Annotated in this window: 15 protein-coding genes; 8 read left to right on the top strand and 7 right to left on the bottom strand. The window is 64.2% G+C overall.

Annotated features, from left to right (window positions below):
- Positions 1-7 precede the first annotated feature (7 nt).
- The 3 genes from PVZ72_RS07210 to PVZ72_RS07200 form a co-directional block, all read right to left on the bottom strand.
- Complete coding sequence (locus PVZ72_RS07210) at positions 8-1,294, bottom strand: HipA domain-containing protein (protein WP_273861548.1); 1,287 nt, start codon at positions 1,292-1,294, stop codon at positions 8-10.
- Positions 1,291-1,542: a helix-turn-helix domain-containing protein gene (locus PVZ72_RS07205; RefSeq protein WP_187979280.1), complete on the bottom strand. Its 252-nt coding sequence runs from the start codon at positions 1,540-1,542 to the stop codon at positions 1,291-1,293. Before PVZ72_RS07205 ends, PVZ72_RS07210 begins: the two co-directional genes overlap by 4 nt.
- Before the next feature lie 137 nt (positions 1,543-1,679).
- Entirely contained in the window at positions 1,680-2,597 is a 918-nt protein-coding gene (locus PVZ72_RS07200) for a LysR family transcriptional regulator (RefSeq protein WP_187979281.1), read from the bottom strand.
- 118 nt (positions 2,598-2,715) lie between these two features.
- On the opposite strand from PVZ72_RS07200, the gene PVZ72_RS07195 reads away from it, so the two are divergent.
- The 6 genes from PVZ72_RS07195 to mgrA all read left to right on the top strand — a co-directional run bounded on the left by PVZ72_RS07195 (position 2,716) and on the right by mgrA (position 8,629).
- Positions 2,716-3,480, top strand: coding sequence for a 5-oxoprolinase subunit PxpA (locus tag PVZ72_RS07195; RefSeq protein ID WP_187979282.1), 765 nt, complete (start codon positions 2,716-2,718; stop codon positions 3,478-3,480).
- A gap of 92 nt (positions 3,481-3,572) precedes the next feature.
- The gene (locus PVZ72_RS07190) at positions 3,573-3,824 is read left to right on the top strand and encodes an acetyl-CoA carboxylase (protein WP_158896781.1); all 252 of its coding nucleotides are present in this window, start codon (positions 3,573-3,575) and stop codon (positions 3,822-3,824) included.
- Positions 3,825-3,841: 17 nt separating this feature from the next.
- Entirely contained in the window at positions 3,842-5,194 is a 1,353-nt protein-coding gene (locus PVZ72_RS07185) for an acetyl-CoA carboxylase biotin carboxylase subunit (protein WP_405046285.1), read from the top strand.
- Positions 5,191-6,063, top strand: coding sequence for a 5-oxoprolinase subunit B family protein (locus tag PVZ72_RS07180; RefSeq protein WP_273861546.1), 873 nt, complete (start codon positions 5,191-5,193; stop codon positions 6,061-6,063). The genes PVZ72_RS07185 and PVZ72_RS07180 overlap by 4 nt, the downstream gene beginning before the upstream one ends.
- Positions 6,060-7,034 carry a biotin-dependent carboxyltransferase family protein gene (locus PVZ72_RS07175; protein ID WP_273861545.1) on the top strand — a complete coding sequence of 325 codons (975 nt, stop codon included), beginning with the start codon at positions 6,060-6,062 and terminating at the stop codon, positions 7,032-7,034. Before PVZ72_RS07180 ends, PVZ72_RS07175 begins: the two co-directional genes overlap by 4 nt.
- Positions 7,035-7,591: 557 nt before the next feature.
- On the top strand, positions 7,592-8,629 hold the full coding sequence (gene mgrA, locus PVZ72_RS07170) for an L-glyceraldehyde 3-phosphate reductase (RefSeq protein WP_273861544.1): 1,038 nt from the start codon (positions 7,592-7,594) through the stop codon (positions 8,627-8,629).
- A gap of 87 nt (positions 8,630-8,716) precedes the next feature.
- Here the strand turns inward: mgrA and PVZ72_RS07165 are convergent, their stop codons facing one another.
- Positions 8,717-9,631, bottom strand: coding sequence for an AraC family transcriptional regulator (locus tag PVZ72_RS07165; RefSeq protein WP_187979285.1), 915 nt, complete (start codon positions 9,629-9,631; stop codon positions 8,717-8,719).
- Between the two features lie 248 nt (positions 9,632-9,879).
- Here PVZ72_RS07165 and PVZ72_RS07160 point away from each other — a divergent pair, with 248 nt between their 5' ends.
- On the top strand, positions 9,880-11,187 hold the full coding sequence (locus PVZ72_RS07160; protein ID WP_187979286.1) for an ABC transporter substrate-binding protein: 1,308 nt from the start codon (positions 9,880-9,882) through the stop codon (positions 11,185-11,187).
- Positions 11,188-11,255: 68 nt separating this feature from the next.
- Positions 11,256-12,029: an L-iditol 2-dehydrogenase gene (locus PVZ72_RS07155; protein WP_187979287.1), complete on the top strand. Its 774-nt coding sequence runs from the start codon at positions 11,256-11,258 to the stop codon at positions 12,027-12,029.
- A gap of 12 nt (positions 12,030-12,041) precedes the next feature.
- Here PVZ72_RS07155 and PVZ72_RS07150 read toward each other — a convergent pair whose 3' ends face one another.
- From PVZ72_RS07150 to PVZ72_RS07140, 3 genes are all read right to left on the bottom strand, one after another.
- On the bottom strand, positions 12,042-12,635 hold the full coding sequence (locus PVZ72_RS07150) for a DUF1349 domain-containing protein (protein WP_273861543.1): 594 nt from the start codon (positions 12,633-12,635) through the stop codon (positions 12,042-12,044).
- A gap of 521 nt (positions 12,636-13,156) precedes the next feature.
- Positions 13,157-14,101, bottom strand: coding sequence for a DNA replication terminus site-binding protein (locus tag PVZ72_RS07145; protein WP_187979289.1), 945 nt, complete (start codon positions 14,099-14,101; stop codon positions 13,157-13,159).
- Between the two features lie 118 nt (positions 14,102-14,219).
- The gene (locus PVZ72_RS07140) at positions 14,220-15,773 is read right to left on the bottom strand and encodes an alkaline phosphatase D family protein (RefSeq protein ID WP_273861542.1); all 1,554 of its coding nucleotides are present in this window, start codon (positions 15,771-15,773) and stop codon (positions 14,220-14,222) included.
- Between the last annotated feature and the right edge of the window lie 134 nt (positions 15,774-15,907).

Genomic DNA, 15,907 nt, shown 5'->3' with positions numbered 1-15,907 from the left:
GTGGCCGTCAGGCCAGCCGCTCGACCTGTTCGGCGATCAGCGCCCTGATCGCGCGCAGACAGCGCAACTCGCCGGCGAAGACCGCCCGCAGCTCCGGTCGCGCGACGGCCAGAGTCTGATTTTCCCGCTCGGTCTGTTCCAGCAACTGCTGAGCCTGCAGGGACAGGCGCTGGCGCAGGCGTTGCAACTGGGCAGCAGCCGGCGAGCGCTTGATACCCAGCGCTTCGGCTGCATCCAGCAGTCGCTCGCGGTCGATGGCCACCAGCCGGCTTTCACCCAGGATCGGCCAGGCGAGGGTGGTCGCGTCCGGCCAGCGCTGCTGATCGAAGGCGCGGCTCTCGTACACGGCCGTGCAGAGCAGGTCATAGCAGGGCGCGAGGGCCAGCCCACGGGGTGAGACCAGAAAGCCCAGATTCTTCAGATGGGCATCGGTATTGCCCACCAGCACGTTGAAGGCCAGCCAGTTGAACAGCCGCGTCCGGGTCACGGCGGGCGCCTCGCACAGCCGGGCCAGTTCGGCCAGGCGCTCCACGCTACCCGCCTGGTACTTGAAATGACGGTCCAGACCCAGCACCTGGCAGGCGTCGATGCCATGGCGCCGTTGCCAGCCGCCCGGGGTACGGACGCGGTCGAAGCGCTCGATCAGATAGATCGGCTCGGGCACGTAGCGGCGCTCGACGGCGGGAACCATCAGCCCGGCCAGACCCGCCAGGCGCATGGTGAACCACTCGTTGATCACCGAATGGGCGAAGGCCTCGTGGGGATGGTCCGGCTTGAGGATATGGGTGGAGGGCAGGGCGCCCACGGGTTCCTGCAACCCCTGGTCATCGAGAATCACCGCCAGCTTGTGCTGGGCGCCGGCCAGCGACATGCGCTTGTGCGCCTCGTGGGTCAGCGGCAACTGCGGCATGGCCTGGATCCGCCGGGAGAGATCGGCATCGCTCAGGGGGCGGCGATCTCCCGGTGGCAGGTGCTGTCCTTCGGCGAGCAGGGTAAGGGATCCGGCGGATTCGGCGCCGTACCAGCTCAGCAGGGCGAAGGCATCGGCGGCATCCAGGCGCGCATCCTGGGCGAGCAGTTGCCGCTGGCCTTCCTCGGGCAGCAGGTTGTCGAAGTACCACTGCACCGGTCGCTGCGAACTGCCATCGATCAGTGGCGCTCGCTGCAAGGGCAATTGCGGACAGAGCCCGAAGGCCTGCCAATCGGACTCGTACCGGAACGACCAGATACCGTTCTCGTCAGCCAGCCGACCCACCAGCTGGTCGTCGATCCAGGCCAGGAGTTCACGCCTCATGGTGTCCGGGTATCCGGCTGGGCTGCCACTTCAGTGGGCAGATCCACGATCAGGCGCACCCCCAGGCCTTCCAATACCTGGAACAGCTTGCCCCACTGGACGGTTTCGCCACCGCGCTCGACCTTGCCGAGAAAGTTTTCACTGACGCCGAGACTGCCGGCGGCATCGTCCTGGCGCAGCGACTGGGCCTTGCGCGCCTGGCGGACGAGGGCGCCCAGGTCGGCGGCATTCTTGAGTATCACCTGCATGATTTATCCTCACGAGCGTGGGGATCAGGCTAACGCCAAAGGGAAAGGCAGCGCAATCCTCAAGATCGTGAGGATTTCAGTTGCTGATAACGCTGCTAATACAAAATCCTTTCGATCATGAGGATTTTAATCTTCTGCTAACGTCGCGCCCCCAGTTGCTGGGGTGCCAGAAAGGCGCTGTGGAAGTAGCTGCGAAAGGCCTGCATGGCCGGTGTCAGGGGGTGTTCGCGGTGCCAGGCCAGCCCCACGCTCATGGGCGTGATGGGCTCTATCAGGGTGCGCGTCTCCAGGCGCTTGCCCTCCAGCGACCAGGGGCGATAGACCAGGTCGGAGAGAATGGCCACGCCGCTGCCGTTGGCCACCATGCTGCGCACGGCTTCCACCGAGCTGGTCCGCAAGCGCACCTGGGGTTCAAGGCCTGACTGGCGCCAGTAGCGCCTGGCACTCTGTTCCGCCTCATCGACGGTCAGCAGCACATAGGGCTCGCGGGCGACATCGGCCAGGCTGACATTGGGTCGATCGCGCAGGGGATGGCCACTGGGCAGCCAGAGACGGCGTTCGGAATTGAAGAGCGTCTCGGAGACGATGTCCTCGTGGGTCAGGTTGGCGGTCAGGACCACCGCCATGTCGATGCGCCTGTCCAGCAGCGCCTCCTCGATGGCCTGGCGCTCCTGTTCGTGCACCGCCACCGTCACCTCGGGATAGAGCTGCGCCAGGCGTTGCAGATGGTGCGGCAGGAAGTAGCCGATCACCGTATAGCTGGCGGCGATGCGTAATTCGCCGCTGGCGCGGTGGTCGGGCAGGGCGCTGCTCAGGGCATCGTCGACCCCGCGCAGGATGCCGTAGGCATGGTTGAGGAAATGCCGGCCGGCATCGGTCAGCGCCATTCCTTGCGCCGAGCGGACGAAAAGACTGGCGCCCAGCAGACTCTCCAGTTCCTGGATGGCACTGGTCACCGCCGACTGGGAAATGTTTAGGTGGATGGCCGCCTGGGAGATCTGCCCCAGTTCGGCGGTCGCGGTGAAGTAGCGCAGCTGACGCAGGGTAAGGGCCATGACAACTGTCCTGAGGTATCGATTTTTCCGAACGCTGGACCTTGGATAATAAATCTTCCCAAGGGGGCAGGGCAGTCCTAAGGTCGAGGACACCGCACCACTGCAAGGGAATACCGCAATGATCGAGGTGGACTTCAATTCCGACATGGGCGAGGGCTTTGGCGCCTGGACGCTGGGCGATGGCGTGGATGACCAACTGCTCGACCTGGTCAGTTCGGCCAATATCGCCACCGGCTTCCATGCCGGCGATCCCGCCCTCATGCAGCGCACCGTGCTGCAGGCCAAGGCGCGCAACGTGGCCATCGGCGCCCATCCGGGCTATCGCGATCTGGTGGGTTTCGGCCGCCGGCCCCTGCAGATGCCCGCCGAAGAACTGGTGGCCGATATCGTCTATCAGCTCGGCGCCCTGCGTGAATTCGCCCGATTGCATGGCCTGCGGCTGCAACACCTCAAACCCCATGGCGCGCTGTTCATGCACCTGGCGCGGGACGAGACGGCTGCCCGGCTGCTGGTGGAGACGCTGCAACGGATCGAACCCGGGCTGCTGCTCTATTGCCTGCCCGATTCGGCCACCTGGCGAATCGGTCGCGAGCTGGGCCAGCCCCTGGTGCGCGAGTTCTATGCCGACCGGGACTATGACGCCAGCGGGTCCATCGTGCTGGTCCGGCGCATGGGTGAGCTGGATCCCCAGGCCGTGGCCGAACGGGTACTCAGAGCCTGCCAGCAGGGCAGGGTCGCCACGGTGGAGGGGGGCGAGGTCGAGGTGGCCTTCGAATCCATCTGCCTGCACAGCGATACCCCCGGTGCGCTGGGCCTGGCCCAGGCCATCCGCCAGCGCCTCGACGCCGCCGGCATCGCCATCCGCGCCCCTGGCGCCGGCTAGTTTTCATGCGGACACCGGCGCCAAGACGCCGGGTCCTCCAGTCCTTCGCTACGCCTGCCTTTCCGACAACATTGCCTAGAAGAGGAATCGTCATGGCCGAACATTCGGTGCTTTCGCCCTTGCCCGGAACGTTCTATCGCAAACCCACGCCCGATGCGGCGCCCTATGTGGAGGTCGGGGAAACCGTCACCGCCGGCACGGTGATCGGCCTGGTCGAGGTGATGAAGCAATTCTCGGAGGTCCACGCCGAAGTGGACGGGACCCTGACGGCCTTCGCGGTGGAGGACGGTGACCCGGTCGAGCCGGGTCAGTTGCTGGCCACCCTGAGCGGAGCCGCCTCGTGAGTACGTCAGGGAGCGGCATCCGCCGTCTGCTGGTGGCCAATCGTGGCGAGATCGCCGTTCGTATCCTGCGCGCCGCCAAGGCGCTGGACATCGAGACGGTACTGGCCTGCAGCGAGGCCGACCAGGATTCCCTGGCGGCGCGCCAGGCCGATGCCGTGGTGGTGATCGGCCCGGCGCGGGCGGATCGCAGCTACCTCAATATAGAGGCGCTGCTCAAGGCCTTGCGTGACAGCGGCGCCGATGCGGTGCATCCCGGCTATGGCTTTCTGGCCGAGAACGCTGCCTTTGCCGATGCAGTGGAGGCGGCGGGTGCCGTCTTCGTCGGCCCCTCGGGTGACATCATCCGCCGCATGGGCGACAAGGCCGAGGCACGACGCACCGCGCAGGCGGCTGGCGTCCCGGTGGTCCCGGGCTCTGCCAGCGAACCGGCTGATATAGAGGCCGCCATAGCGGCAGCCGAGACGGTGGGCTATCCGCTGCTGATCAAGGCAGCGGCCGGGGGAGGAGGTCGGGGCATCCGCCTGGCCCGCGACGCCGCCGAGCTGGCGCGGGAATTTCCCGTCGCCCAGCGCGAAGCCCAGACCGCCTTTGGCAGCGGCGCCCTCTATCTGGAGCGCTTCATCGAGCGCGCTCGTCATATAGAGGTGCAGATCCTTGGCGATGGCCAGCGCGCCGTGCATCTGTTCGAGCGCGAATGCTCGTTGCAGCGGCGCCGCCAGAAGCTCCTGGAAGAAGCGCCATCGCCGGTGCTGAGCGCTGCCCAGCGCGAGACCCTCTGCGCCAGCGCGGTACGCCTGGCCGAACGCCTCGGCTATCGCGGCGCGGGGACCCTGGAGTACCTGTTCGATGAAGCCAGCGGCGAATTCTTCTTCATCGAGATGAACACCCGCATCCAGGTCGAGCACCCGGTCTCCGAGATGGTCACCGGTATCGATCTGGTCCAGGCCATGCTGCGCATCGCCGGGGGTGAACCCCTGGGGCTGCGCCAGGAAGACATCCATCTGCAGGGCGCCGCCATCGAGCTGAGACTCAACGCCGAAGATCCGGCGCGCAACTTCTTTCCCAGCCCCGGGACGGTCGAGCAGCTCGCCTGGCCGCAGGGCCCGGGCATCCGCGTCGACAGTCATCTCTACGCAGGCTATCGGGTGCCCCCTTATTACGACTCGCTGCTGGCCAAGCTCATCGCCCATGGCGCCGATCGCGGCGAGGCCCTGGCCCGTGCCCGCCAGGCGCTGGACGAATTGCGTCTGAGCGGCATGGCCACCACCGCCAGCCTGCATCGCCGTCTGCTGGACGAACCCTGGGTGATCGAAGCGCGCTTCGACACCGGTACCCTGGAACACTGGTTGGCCGAGGAGATCTCCGCATGACGACCGCGATCCGCTATAGCTTCGGTGGCGACGAGCACCTGTTCGTCGAATTGTCCGAAAGCATGTCCCTGGAAGCGTTTTTCCGTGGCCTGGCCATGACCCGTGCGGTGCAGGCGCTGCAATTGCCCGGCATCCACGACATCTGCCTGGCCAATGCCTCCTTCCAGATCCGTTTCGATCCCGATGTGCTGCCGCCCGACCGGCTCCTGGCAGCGGTCCAGGGCGTGGAAGACCAGGCGGTGGCCGAGCGCCAGCTGGCCACGCGGATGATCGAAATCCCGGTGCTCTACAACGATCCCTGGACCCACGAGACGCTGATGCGCTTTCGCGATCGCCACCAGGATCCGTCCGCCACCGATCTGGAATACGCTGCGCGCATCAACGGCCTGGCCGACGTCGAAGCCTTTATCGCCGCCCACAGCGGCGCGCCCTGGTTCGTGTCCATGGTGGGTTTCGTCGCCGGATTGCCGTTCATGTTCCAGATGGTGGAGTCCGAGCGGCAGTTGCAGGTCCCCAAGTACCTGCGACCCCGCACCGACACACCCAGGCAGACCCTTGGCCACGGCGGCTGCTTCGGCTGCATCTATTCGGTACGGGGCGCCGGCGGCTACCAGGTGTTCGGTGTGACGCCGGCGCCCATCTACGATCCGGCGCAGCGCCTCGATTACCTGCAGGAGCACATGGTGTTCTTCCGGCCCGGCGACATCGTCCGTTTCCGCGCCATCGACCGCGCCGAGTACGACCGGATGCTGGCCGAGGTAGAGGAGGGTAGCTTCACCCTGAATATCCGGCCGGTGGACTTTTCCCTGGACGCCTTCCTCGACGATCCCCGTGGCTATCCGCGCACCCTGATGGAGGAGCCGGCATGATCAAGGTACTCAAACCCGGCCTGGCCACCTCGATCCAGGACCTTGGCCGTGAAGGCTACTACCACCTGGGCATTCCGCCGTCGGGTGCCATGGACAGCTATGCCTTGCGCGCGGCCAATCTGCTGGTGGGCAACGCAGCCGGCGCCGCGGCCGTGGAATGCACCTTGCTCGGTCCGGAGCTGCTCTTCGCCGAAGACGCCCTGGTCGCCCTGAGCGGCGCGCGCATGACGCCACGCCTGGACGGCGCCGAAATGCCGCTGGACGAAGCCTTCGGCGTACGCGCCGGCCAGGTGCTCAAGTTCGATTACCTCAAGGCCGGTGCCCGTGGCTATCTGGCCGTGGCGGGCGGCTTCGATGTGCCCGAGGTGCTGGGCAGTCGCTCGACGTACACCCTGGGCGGCCTGGGTGGCTTCCAGGGTCGAAGGCTCGCCGCGGGTGACGAACTGGCTGTCGGCACCCCGGCGACAGGCGTCAAGCCTGGCGTCCGGTTGCCAGGCGACCTGGTGCCGGCTTGCGGCGGCGAGGTGATCCTGCGGGTCGTGCCGGGTCTCTATCATCACCGCCTGACCGCGGACGCCGCCGAGGCGTTCTTCGCCGATACCTGGACGGTAGGCTCCGAAGCCGATCGCATCGGCTATAGATTCAAGGGCGGTCGGCCGCTGCAATTCACGCCGCGCGAACAACCCTTTGGCGCCGGCTCGGATCCGTCCAATATCGTCGACAGCTGTTATCCCATCGGCTCGATCCAGGTGCCGGCGGGCCTTGAACCCATCGTCCTGCACCGAGACGCGGTGTCTGGCGGCGGCTACGCCATGATCGGCACCGTCATCAGCAGTGACCTGGATCTGATCGGCCAGCTGCAGCCGAATCAGAAAGCCCGGTTCGTCGCCGTGACCCTGGAAGACGCGCTGGCCGCACGGCGTGTGTACCGGGAGCGCTTGCAGCGACTGGAGCAGGTCCTGGCGACCTGAGGGTCGCTGGACGTTGCGGCGATCGGTCTGGAGATCCTGAAGGCGTCGTTCGTAACGGACGCGTCTTCAGGATCGTCACTCAAGGAAATCCTGCTCGAAGCTGCACGTCTTGCAAAACACGCTGATCGGCAGCGCCAGGGTAGGGAAGCGAGAGTGGAGTCTGCTGGCTGGATTGGCGAGAACGTAAAACGCCGAATGGGATGGCAAAGGGCAGTTGTCAGCCCAAGCCCATATCCAATTTAACATAATATACATTATGCGAAGTCATGGTTATGGAGCGCTGCACCAGGTGGCTGCGTTTTTACGCTGGCGGCTTCCTCCAATTCGCCACGACCTCGCCACGTTGCCTGCCATTACGACTCCAGGGATTCAGATCGCCGCTTACCGTACACCTGCACCGCAAATTCCGCAGCGCCCGTTTGTACAAGACGCCGCTGGCGGCTTTAATCGGATGGCGTCCGTTCCCGGAGTTCCTTCCGGTTGTCGCGCCTCTGCCTGTGTCACCGCGCGCGAATGTCCTGGGTTTCCAACACGTATTCCATCCCAAGGAGTTTTGCATGGCTTATCAAGCCGCTTCCGATCGCTATGACCGTATTCCTTACCGCCGCGTGGGTCGCAGCGGTCTCGTGCTGCCGGCGCTTTCGCTGGGCCTGTGGCACAACTTCGGCGACACCACGCCGCTGGATCGTCAACGCGCCTTGCTGCGCACCGCCTTCGATCTGGGCATCAATCACTTCGACCTGGCCAACAATTACGGGCCGCCCTATGGCAGCGCCGAGATCAATTTCGGTCGGCTGCTGCGCGAAGACTTCGCGGCCTACCGCGACGAACTCATCATTTCCAGCAAGGCCGGCTGGGACATGTGGCCCGGACCCTATGGCCAAGGTGGCGGCTCGCGCAAATACGTCCTGGCCAGCCTGGATCAGAGCCTCAAGCGCCTGGGCCTGGATTACGTCGACATCTTCTATTCGCACCGTTTCGACGAACACACCCCGCTGGAAGAAACCGCCAGTGCCCTGGCCACGGCGGTCCAGCAAGGCAAGGCGCTCTATATCGGCATCAGCTCCTATTCGGGGACCAAGACCCGGGAAATGGCCAAGCTGCTGGCCGACTGGAAGATCCCGCTGCTGATCCATCAGCCGGCCTACAACCTGCTCAATCGCTGGATCGAAAAGGATCTGCTGGAGGCGACCGAGGAAATCGGCAGTGGCGTGATCGCCTTTACACCCCTGGCCCAGGGATTGCTGACCGACAAGTATCTCAATGGCGTTCCAGCCGAAGCCCGGGTCAATCAGCCCGGTGGCCAGTCGCTGCAGCAAGGTCATCTGTCCGACGAGAACCTGGCCCGGGTACGCGCCCTGGATGCCATCGCCAAGCGCCGCGGCCAGAGCCTGGCGCAGCTGGCCCTGGCCTGGACCCTGCGCGACCTGCGCATCACCAGCGCCCTGATCGGCGCCAGTCGACCCGAGCAGATCGTGGAAAACGTGGCAGCCCTGGACAACCTGACCTTTACCGCCGAGGAACTGGCCGAGATCGATACCCATGCGGTCGAAGGCGACATCAATCTCTGGGCCAAGCCGTCCAGCGCGGAATAAGGCCCCGCTTGGCGTAGCGGGCGCTCCAGCGTCAGCTACGCCTACCTTGATAGGATCCTGGCAGGGCATAACCACCCTCGCCCGCCCTCACCTCTGCGGCTGCTGACGCCGCGTCCCGATCTGTTCCTGGCGATACTGGCTGGGCGTCTGTCCGGTCTCGTTGCGAAAATGCCGGTTGAAATTGGACAGGTTGGAATAGCCCACCTCGAAGCAGATGGCTGCAATGGACAGCTCCGCCTGCCGCAGCAGACGACAGGCCCGCTGGATGCGCAGCTTGCGCGCCAGTTCGATGAAGCCGTGGCCGGTAACCTTCTTGAAAAAGCGTGAAAACCCCGCCTCGCTCATGCCGACGCGCCTGGCGATCACCGGCAGCCGGATATCCTCGGTGAGTTCGCTCAGCAGATAGTCGAAGGCCTGATGCACCCTTGCGGAACTGCGGGCATCCAGCGCCGGCGCATAACAGGCACTGGCCAGGACGATCCTTTCGCGTCCCGGCGCCCGGGACAGCAAGCCCAGCAAGGCGAACAGCTTGAGCAGGCGCTCGGCACCCCGGGCCTGGCCCATCGCCTCGATCAATGCAGCCGCCTGCAGGGCCGTATCGCCGTTGAACTCCAGACCGCGTCGCGCCTGTTCCAGCAACGGCAGATAATCGCCCAGCTCCGGTGCCACAGCGCTCAGCGAGCGCAGCAAGTCACCATTGAACTGGATGACCACATCGCGACCGGCAAGCACCTCGCCGGGTGGCAGATCGCCGATCCAGTCATGTGGCAGATCCGGCCCGATCATGGCTACGTGACCTGCCGCAAAGGGCCCGACATAGTCGCCGGCCAGCAGTCGTCCACTGCCCTGGCGGATCAGGTGGATCTCGTATTCGGGGTGATGATTCCAGCGCGCCAAGGCGTAGGGATAGTCGTGCTCGTACCAGCGAAAACTCTGGTCGGGCGCGGCGAAGATCACTTCCAGCTCTGCTGGCCGCGCCTCGAGGAAGGCGGTCGCCTTCATGATGTACCTCTGCGTGTTCTGGTAAGGCCGCACCCGTCCGCCTGGCTATCGATGCTTTTTTGACCTCAGTGCGCTGTGCGAGCCAGGTCAAAAATGTATCGGCAACTGGTCAATACCAGGTTAGCCAGCGGCTTGGCCCTGCTGTTGTAATCCTCTCCAGCGGGCCTGTCGAGATCAGATTTATATCGGCGGCCAGCCATTCATAACAACAACAAGCTGCCCGCCGCGGCAGTCACGGAGAGAAGAAGATGAGGCGCCCTATCGCGTTGCTGCTGCTGGCCGGTCTCGGACTGACCGGTGTTGCCCAGGCCGTCGAATCGGTCACCGTTGCCACCGTCAACAACAGCGACATGGTGCGCATGCAGCGCCTGTCCCAGGTCTTCGAAAAACAGCACCCCGATATCAAGCTCAACTGGGTGGTGCTCGAGGAAAACGTGCTGCGGCAGCGGCTGACCACCGACATCACCACCGGTGGTGGCCAATTCGACGTGCTGACCATCGGCACCTACGAAACACCGCTCTGGGGTGCCAAGAACTGGCTGGAGCCGCTCGACAACCTGCCTGCCAGCTATGACGTCGAGGACATCTTCCCGGCGGTCCGCCAGGGGCTGTCGGTCAACAACCGTCTCTATGCCCTGCCGTTCTACGGCGAAAGCACCGTCACCTACTACCGCAAGGATCTGTTCAAGGCCGCCGGCCTGCAGATGCCCGACAAACCGACCTGGACGCAACTCGTCGCCTTCGCCAGCCAGCTCAACCAGCCGGACAAGGAGCAATACGGTCTCTGCCTGAGAGGCAAGGCCGGCTGGGGGGAAAACGTCGCGTTGCTCAGCCTGATGGGCAACGCCTTCGGCGCGCGCTGGTTCGACGAACAATGGCGGCCCGAACTGACCAGTCCCGAGTGGACAGCAGCGGCCAATTTCTACGTCGACACCATGAAGAAGTACGGCCCGCCCGGGGCTTCCAGCAACGGCTTCAACGAGAACCTGGCCCTGTTCAACAGCGGCAAGTGCGCGCTCTGGGTGGATGCCAGCGTCGCCGGCTCCTTCACCACCGACAAGAGCCAGAGCAAGGTGGCCGATGCGGTCGGCTTCGCCGCCTCGCCCCATGAGGTCACCGACAAGGGCTCGTCCTGGCTGTATGCCTGGTCGCTGGCGATCCCGGCGAGCGCCAAGCACAAGGAGGCTGCCAAGACCTTCATCACCTGGGCGACCTCCAAGGAATATATCCAGCTGGTGGCCGACCAGGATGGCATCTCCAACGTCCCGCCGGGCACTCGCCAGTCGACCTACAGCCAGGCCTACCTGAGCGCTGCGCCCTTCGCCAGGATCACCCTGGAGATGATGCAGCACGCCGACCCGGCCCATCCCTCGGCCAAGCCGGTGCCCTATGTCGGCATCCAGTACGTGACCATCCCCGAGTTCCAGGCCATCGGCACCTCGGTCGGCAAGTTGTTCTCCGCTGCCCTCACCGGCCAGATGAGCGTCGAGCAGGCCCTCAACGCTGCCCAGACCTCGACGACCCGCGAAATGAAACGCGCGGGCTATCTCAAGTAGCTTCCCTTTATCCAAGACCTGACTGCGCGCTGCATCGCGCGGTCAGTCTCTCGATTGGAGCCAAGACCATGAACAGACTGGAAGGAAAAAGCGCCCTGATCACCGGCGCCGCGCGCGGTATCGGCAAGGCCTTCGCCGAGGCCTACCTGCGGGAAGGCGCAAGGGTGGCCATCGCCGACATCAATATCGAAAGAGCCCGTGAAACGGCCGAGGAACTGGGCGAGCGCGCCTACGCCCTGGCCATGGACGTTACCGACCAGGTGTCCATCGACACGGCTATCGCCCAGGTGGTCGCTACCGCCGGCAAGCTCGACATCCTGGTCAACAATGCCGCCCTGTTCGACCTGGCCCCCATCGTCGAGATCTCGCGGGAAAGCTATGACCGGCTGTTCGCCATCAACGTGGCCGGGCCCTTGTTCACCCTGCAGGCCGCTGCCCGGCAGATGATCGCCCAGGGTCATGGCGGCAAGATCATCAATATGGCCAGCCAGGCCGGGCGCCGCGGTGAAGCCCTGGTTGCCGTCTATTGCGCAACCAAGGCCGCGGTCATCAGCCTGACCCAGTCGGCCGGCCTCGACCTCATCAAGCACCGCATCAACGTCAATGCCATCGCTCCCGGCGTGGTCGACGGCGAGCATTGGGAGGGTGTGGACGCCCTCTTCGCCCATTACGAGCAACGGCCGCTGGGCGAGAAGAAGCGCCTGGTCGGCGAAGCCGTACCCTACGGTCGCATGGGAACCGCCGAGGACCTGGTCGGCATGGCGCTGTTCCTGGCGTCCAGTGACAGCGATTTCGTGGTCGCCCAGACCTACAACGTCGACGGCGGCAACTGGATGAGCTGATCCACCCTTCGGTCAGCTCAGGTCATGCAGTTCCTTGACGATCGCCGGACCGATCTGCAGGTCGGCGAAGCTGACCTCCAGGCCCTCGCGCTGCGGCGAGCAGCAATAGGGCCCGACCTGCAGGTCCGCGCCCTCTTCGCTCGCGAACCGGCACAGCCGCAACAGCGGCCAGGTCAGACCATCCAGGGAATACTGGAGGCGCAGCACCTCGTCATGCAGTGTCATCCGCAGCCAGAAGCCGCGCAAGGCATCAGGCATGGGCCCGAGGGCCCAGTCGGAATGCCCCAGGGTGAGGACGCTGCCCAGATGGGCGATGCCATCGCTGATCTCGAGCCCGGTCTTGCACCACTGCTCGCGGCCCTGCCGCACCATCAGGCCGGCCTGGTCATACAGCTCGGTAAAGGTCCCGGTGATCCGCACCTGGGCGGTGAAGTCCGCTCCGGCCGCATAACCGCGGAAATGCCCGCTATCACGCTCGAAGCCGTATTGGGTCCTCTGCCAGAAGTCGGTCTCGCGATCGGTACAGATGTGCAGCAGGCCATCCGTGTCGGACCAGCGCTTCGGCTCGTTCAGCCAGTGGGCGGGCAAGGTCTTCGCAAGGGTCATGACGGTTATCCGCGGCGGATGGGCTGCGCACACGATAGATCAAGGACGCGGGATGCGCCAAAGCTGGAAGTTAATCGTGCTGTCAGGGCAGCCATCCCCTGCCCTCTAGCGACCTTCTTGCAGGCATGAAAAAAGGGAGCCCGGAGGCTCCCCTGTTCAAGTACGTCTGCTGTCCTCTTGTTTTTGTTGTCGGACATCAACGTCATCGATCTTTAGTACGCCCCACCAAGCAGGTGGGAAGTGAACAGATTACTTTGGTTGCTCTGCAGCGTTCCAAAATGATCGGTTCGCGAGCCTTGGCCGTCTTGTTCTTTTTGTTGGCGGTTAGCGGCGCATCTTGTTGTTCTTGTGTCAGTAATAAAGCACTCGCCGTGCCAACATTCATAAGTCGTTGAAATAGATAGATTTTATTGATTCTAGCCTGACATTGGGACAACTGTTGCGGAGGATTTCGTTACCTTTTCACTCGGCGGTGAAGGATCTGGTTACGACATCCACCCGCTCGGTAACGTCAGCGGCGCTCAGCGGCTGTAGGTCGAACGCTTGAGTGTCGCCTCATTGTTGCGCTGGGCGGCAGGTCGTTCGGGATTGTCGGTAGGCAGGTACAGCAGCCGTGTGGCCAGCACCTCGCGACGCGGCTTGATGTCGGGTCGCAGCGCCCCGCGCTGGGTACGGTCGAAATCGCGCAGGTCGACGACCTGCATGCCGTCCTGGGCCGGCACCACGAAGACCGGCAGGTTGGCGTGGATCATGGCGTCATAGCGACTTTCCTCGCCGAACCAGAGCATCGCCCGTGGATGCGGGGCGATCTTCTTGTGCCGGACCAGGATGTCGTCGTCCGCCATGCGATTGAGTGCCTGATGCTCCTGCCATTCCGGCGTGCGATCCAGGGCGGTCCGCTCCCGATCGGCGCGGGCCATGGCGAGGGTCTTGAGCTGCTCGCGTACCTTGGACACCTTGACCCGCTCTCCTCCGGCGGTATGGCCGGCCCAGGTAAAGGTCAGCTGCCGGACCGGATCGGGAAAGCCATGGACTTTGCGGATCAGCTGCTTGGTATTGAAGGCGCCGCCCAGGGCCTTGCGCATGATGCGCGGCCGCGCCTCGGGCGCCAGTTCCAGCTCCAGGCGCGTCTGTTCGATGGCCGCACTGAAGGCCGCCTTGCAGGTGTTGATGGCCAGGATCTCCTCCATCAGGGGTTCGGTCAGGGCGATATAGCCTGGCAGGCGGCTGACGGTACCCGGCGCCTGGCCGGGCTGCAGGTGGAAGGCCAGCAAGGCATCACGGGTAAGCTCCACCGCAGCGCTACCCTCGAAGGACTCCGCGGCGATGTGGTCCGGCACCCGCTGTTGCGCCAGCAAAGGCAGCCGCCAGACCCGGGCGGCTATCACCTTGCTGGGCCAGCGCTCATTGAAGGTTGCGATGCTCCGCTTCAGCTCTTCGAACGTGTTCTTGATGTCTTCGTGCATAGCCAACTCCAGCCTGATATCTACCAGATTGTAGCATTTGCACGAACTTCACCCTTCTTATTGATTACCTTGCAGAGGGATATCCTAGCAGTAGCACCTATATGGGGGTGGTATTGATCTAGACCGACTGCAACTTCTGGCTGAACTGCGGATGGCCGTCCTGATCTCTCAGGGTGACCTGCAGCTCGGCGGTCTTCCCGTCGATCTCGACCTCGCCGAAGAATTGGAAGTTACTCAGCGGCGAGGTGTTGGCCTGGGGCGGCGCCTTCTGGAACACCACCTCGGGACCAAAGGTGGCATCCAGTGGATTGGGCCCGAAGCTGCCTGCATTGAGCGGGCCTGCCACGAATTCCCAGAAGGGTTCGAAATCCTGGAACGCCGCCCTGTCCGGGTGATAGTGATGCGCGGCGCAGTAGTGCACATCAGCGGTAAGCCAGACGGTATTGCGAATCCCCTGCCTCGCGATGAAGCTCAGCAGGTCGGCCGTTTCCAGCTCCCGTCCTTTGGGGGCGCCCGGATCGCCATTGGCGATAGCCTCCCAGCGGGCCTGCCCTTGTGCGTCCTTGCCATCCGGGACCTGCAGCCCGATGGGCATATCGGCCGCGATGACCTTCCAGGTCGCCCTGGACGCCTGCAGCTCCTTCTTCAGCCAGTCGAGTTGCTCCTGACCGAGGAAGGCACCCTGACCGCCCTCCTCGTCACCCAGGTTGCTGTCATTGCCGGTACGATAGCTGCGCATGTCCAGCACGAAGACATCCAGCAAGGGGCCGTAGGCGATGCGGCGGTAGATGCGCCCTGCCCCGTCTGCCGAGACGCCACGCATGGGCGCATACTCCAGGAAGGCCTGGCGCGCCCGACCACTCAGGACAGCGATGTCCTTGACCTGGTAGCGCTCGTCCAACGTCTTGCTCGGCGACCAGTTATTGGTGGTCTCGTGGTCGTCCCACTGCCATACCTGCGGGACTTCGGCGTTGAAGCGCTTCAGATGGTCGTCCATCAGGTTGTAGCGATAGTTGCCGCGGAATTCGTCCAGGGTTTCCGCCACCTTGCTCTTGGCCTCGGTGGTGATATTGCGCCAGATGCGCCCTTCTTCCACCGTCATTTGCGCCGGCACCGGCCCGTCCGCATAGATGGTGTCGCCACTGTGCAGGAAGAAGTCCGGTCGCCGCTCGCGCATGGCGTTGTAGATGCGCATGCCGCCGATATCGGGATTGATGCCAAAGCCCTGCCCCACGGTGTCGCCGCCCCAGACGAAACGGATACCGCCACGCTGACTCGGTGCCGAGCGCAGGTGACCGGCGACAGCTTCGCTGAGGGCACCACTGTCCATGTCCTCGAAGCGGACACGGTAGAAGATGTGCTGATCGGCCGGCAATCCGGCGAGGTCGATACGCGCCGTATAGTCCTGCGCGGCCGTGGTGACGGCACCGGCCACCTTGCGCGGCGAGCGAAAGCTCTCCTGGGTATCCCACTCCACCAGCAACCGGGCGGGCCGGTCCGTGCGACTCCAGATCAATGCGCGGCCGTCAGTGACATCCCCGGCCTGGATACCGTCGGGTATTGCTGGACGTCCGGCCGGCGCGGCCCAGGTCCTTTGCCCCAGGGCCGGTAACAGAAGCGAAGCACCCAGGCCTTGCAGGACACGACGACGATCAGGACGAAGAAGGGACATGGCATTGGCCTCTGCTGGAAAACCGCTAGCACTACCCCGCCTTGATTACTTGTTCATGACATCAGAGGTATCAGATAAACCCTTCCTGCCCTATAGGGGTGGTATTAACCAACAGGCGCTTTGGCCTGGCTCCC

The organism is Pseudomonas sp. LA5, from assembly GCF_028640825.1.
Lineage (GTDB): Bacteria > Pseudomonadota > Gammaproteobacteria > Pseudomonadales > Pseudomonadaceae > Chryseomonas > Chryseomonas aestiva.
This window is presented reverse-complemented; position numbering and strand designations above follow the sequence as displayed.

What these genes read in the sequence shown, in the direction of transcription:
- PVZ72_RS07180 (WP_273861546.1), top strand. Translation starts at nt 5,191, where the DNA reads ATGACGACCGCGATCCGCTATAGCTTCGGTGGCGACGAGCACCTGTTC.
- PVZ72_RS07175 (WP_273861545.1), top strand. Translation starts at nt 6,060, where the DNA reads ATGATCAAGGTACTCAAACCCGGCCTGGCCACCTCGATCCAGGACCTT.
- PVZ72_RS07195 (WP_187979282.1), top strand. Translation starts at nt 2,716, where the DNA reads ATGATCGAGGTGGACTTCAATTCCGACATGGGCGAGGGCTTTGGCGCC.
- PVZ72_RS07210 (WP_273861548.1), bottom strand. Translation starts at nt 1,294, where the DNA reads ATGAGGCGTGAACTCCTGGCCTGGATCGACGACCAGCTGGTGGGTCGG.
- PVZ72_RS07190 (WP_158896781.1), top strand. Translation starts at nt 3,573, where the DNA reads ATGGCCGAACATTCGGTGCTTTCGCCCTTGCCCGGAACGTTCTATCGC.
- PVZ72_RS07165 (WP_187979285.1), bottom strand. Translation starts at nt 9,631, where the DNA reads ATGAAGGCGACCGCCTTCCTCGAGGCGCGGCCAGCAGAGCTGGAAGTG.
- PVZ72_RS07160 (WP_187979286.1), top strand. Translation starts at nt 9,880, where the DNA reads ATGAGGCGCCCTATCGCGTTGCTGCTGCTGGCCGGTCTCGGACTGACC.
- PVZ72_RS07150 (WP_273861543.1), bottom strand. Translation starts at nt 12,635, where the DNA reads ATGACCCTTGCGAAGACCTTGCCCGCCCACTGGCTGAACGAGCCGAAG.
- PVZ72_RS07205 (WP_187979280.1), bottom strand. Translation starts at nt 1,542, where the DNA reads ATGCAGGTGATACTCAAGAATGCCGCCGACCTGGGCGCCCTCGTCCGC.
- PVZ72_RS07200 (WP_187979281.1), bottom strand. Translation starts at nt 2,597, where the DNA reads ATGGCCCTTACCCTGCGTCAGCTGCGCTACTTCACCGCGACCGCCGAA.
- PVZ72_RS07155 (WP_187979287.1), top strand. Translation starts at nt 11,256, where the DNA reads ATGAACAGACTGGAAGGAAAAAGCGCCCTGATCACCGGCGCCGCGCGC.
- PVZ72_RS07140 (WP_273861542.1), bottom strand. Translation starts at nt 15,773, where the DNA reads ATGTCCCTTCTTCGTCCTGATCGTCGTCGTGTCCTGCAAGGCCTGGGT.
- mgrA (WP_273861544.1), top strand. Translation starts at nt 7,592, where the DNA reads ATGGCTTATCAAGCCGCTTCCGATCGCTATGACCGTATTCCTTACCGC.
- PVZ72_RS07145 (WP_187979289.1), bottom strand. Translation starts at nt 14,101, where the DNA reads ATGCACGAAGACATCAAGAACACGTTCGAAGAGCTGAAGCGGAGCATC.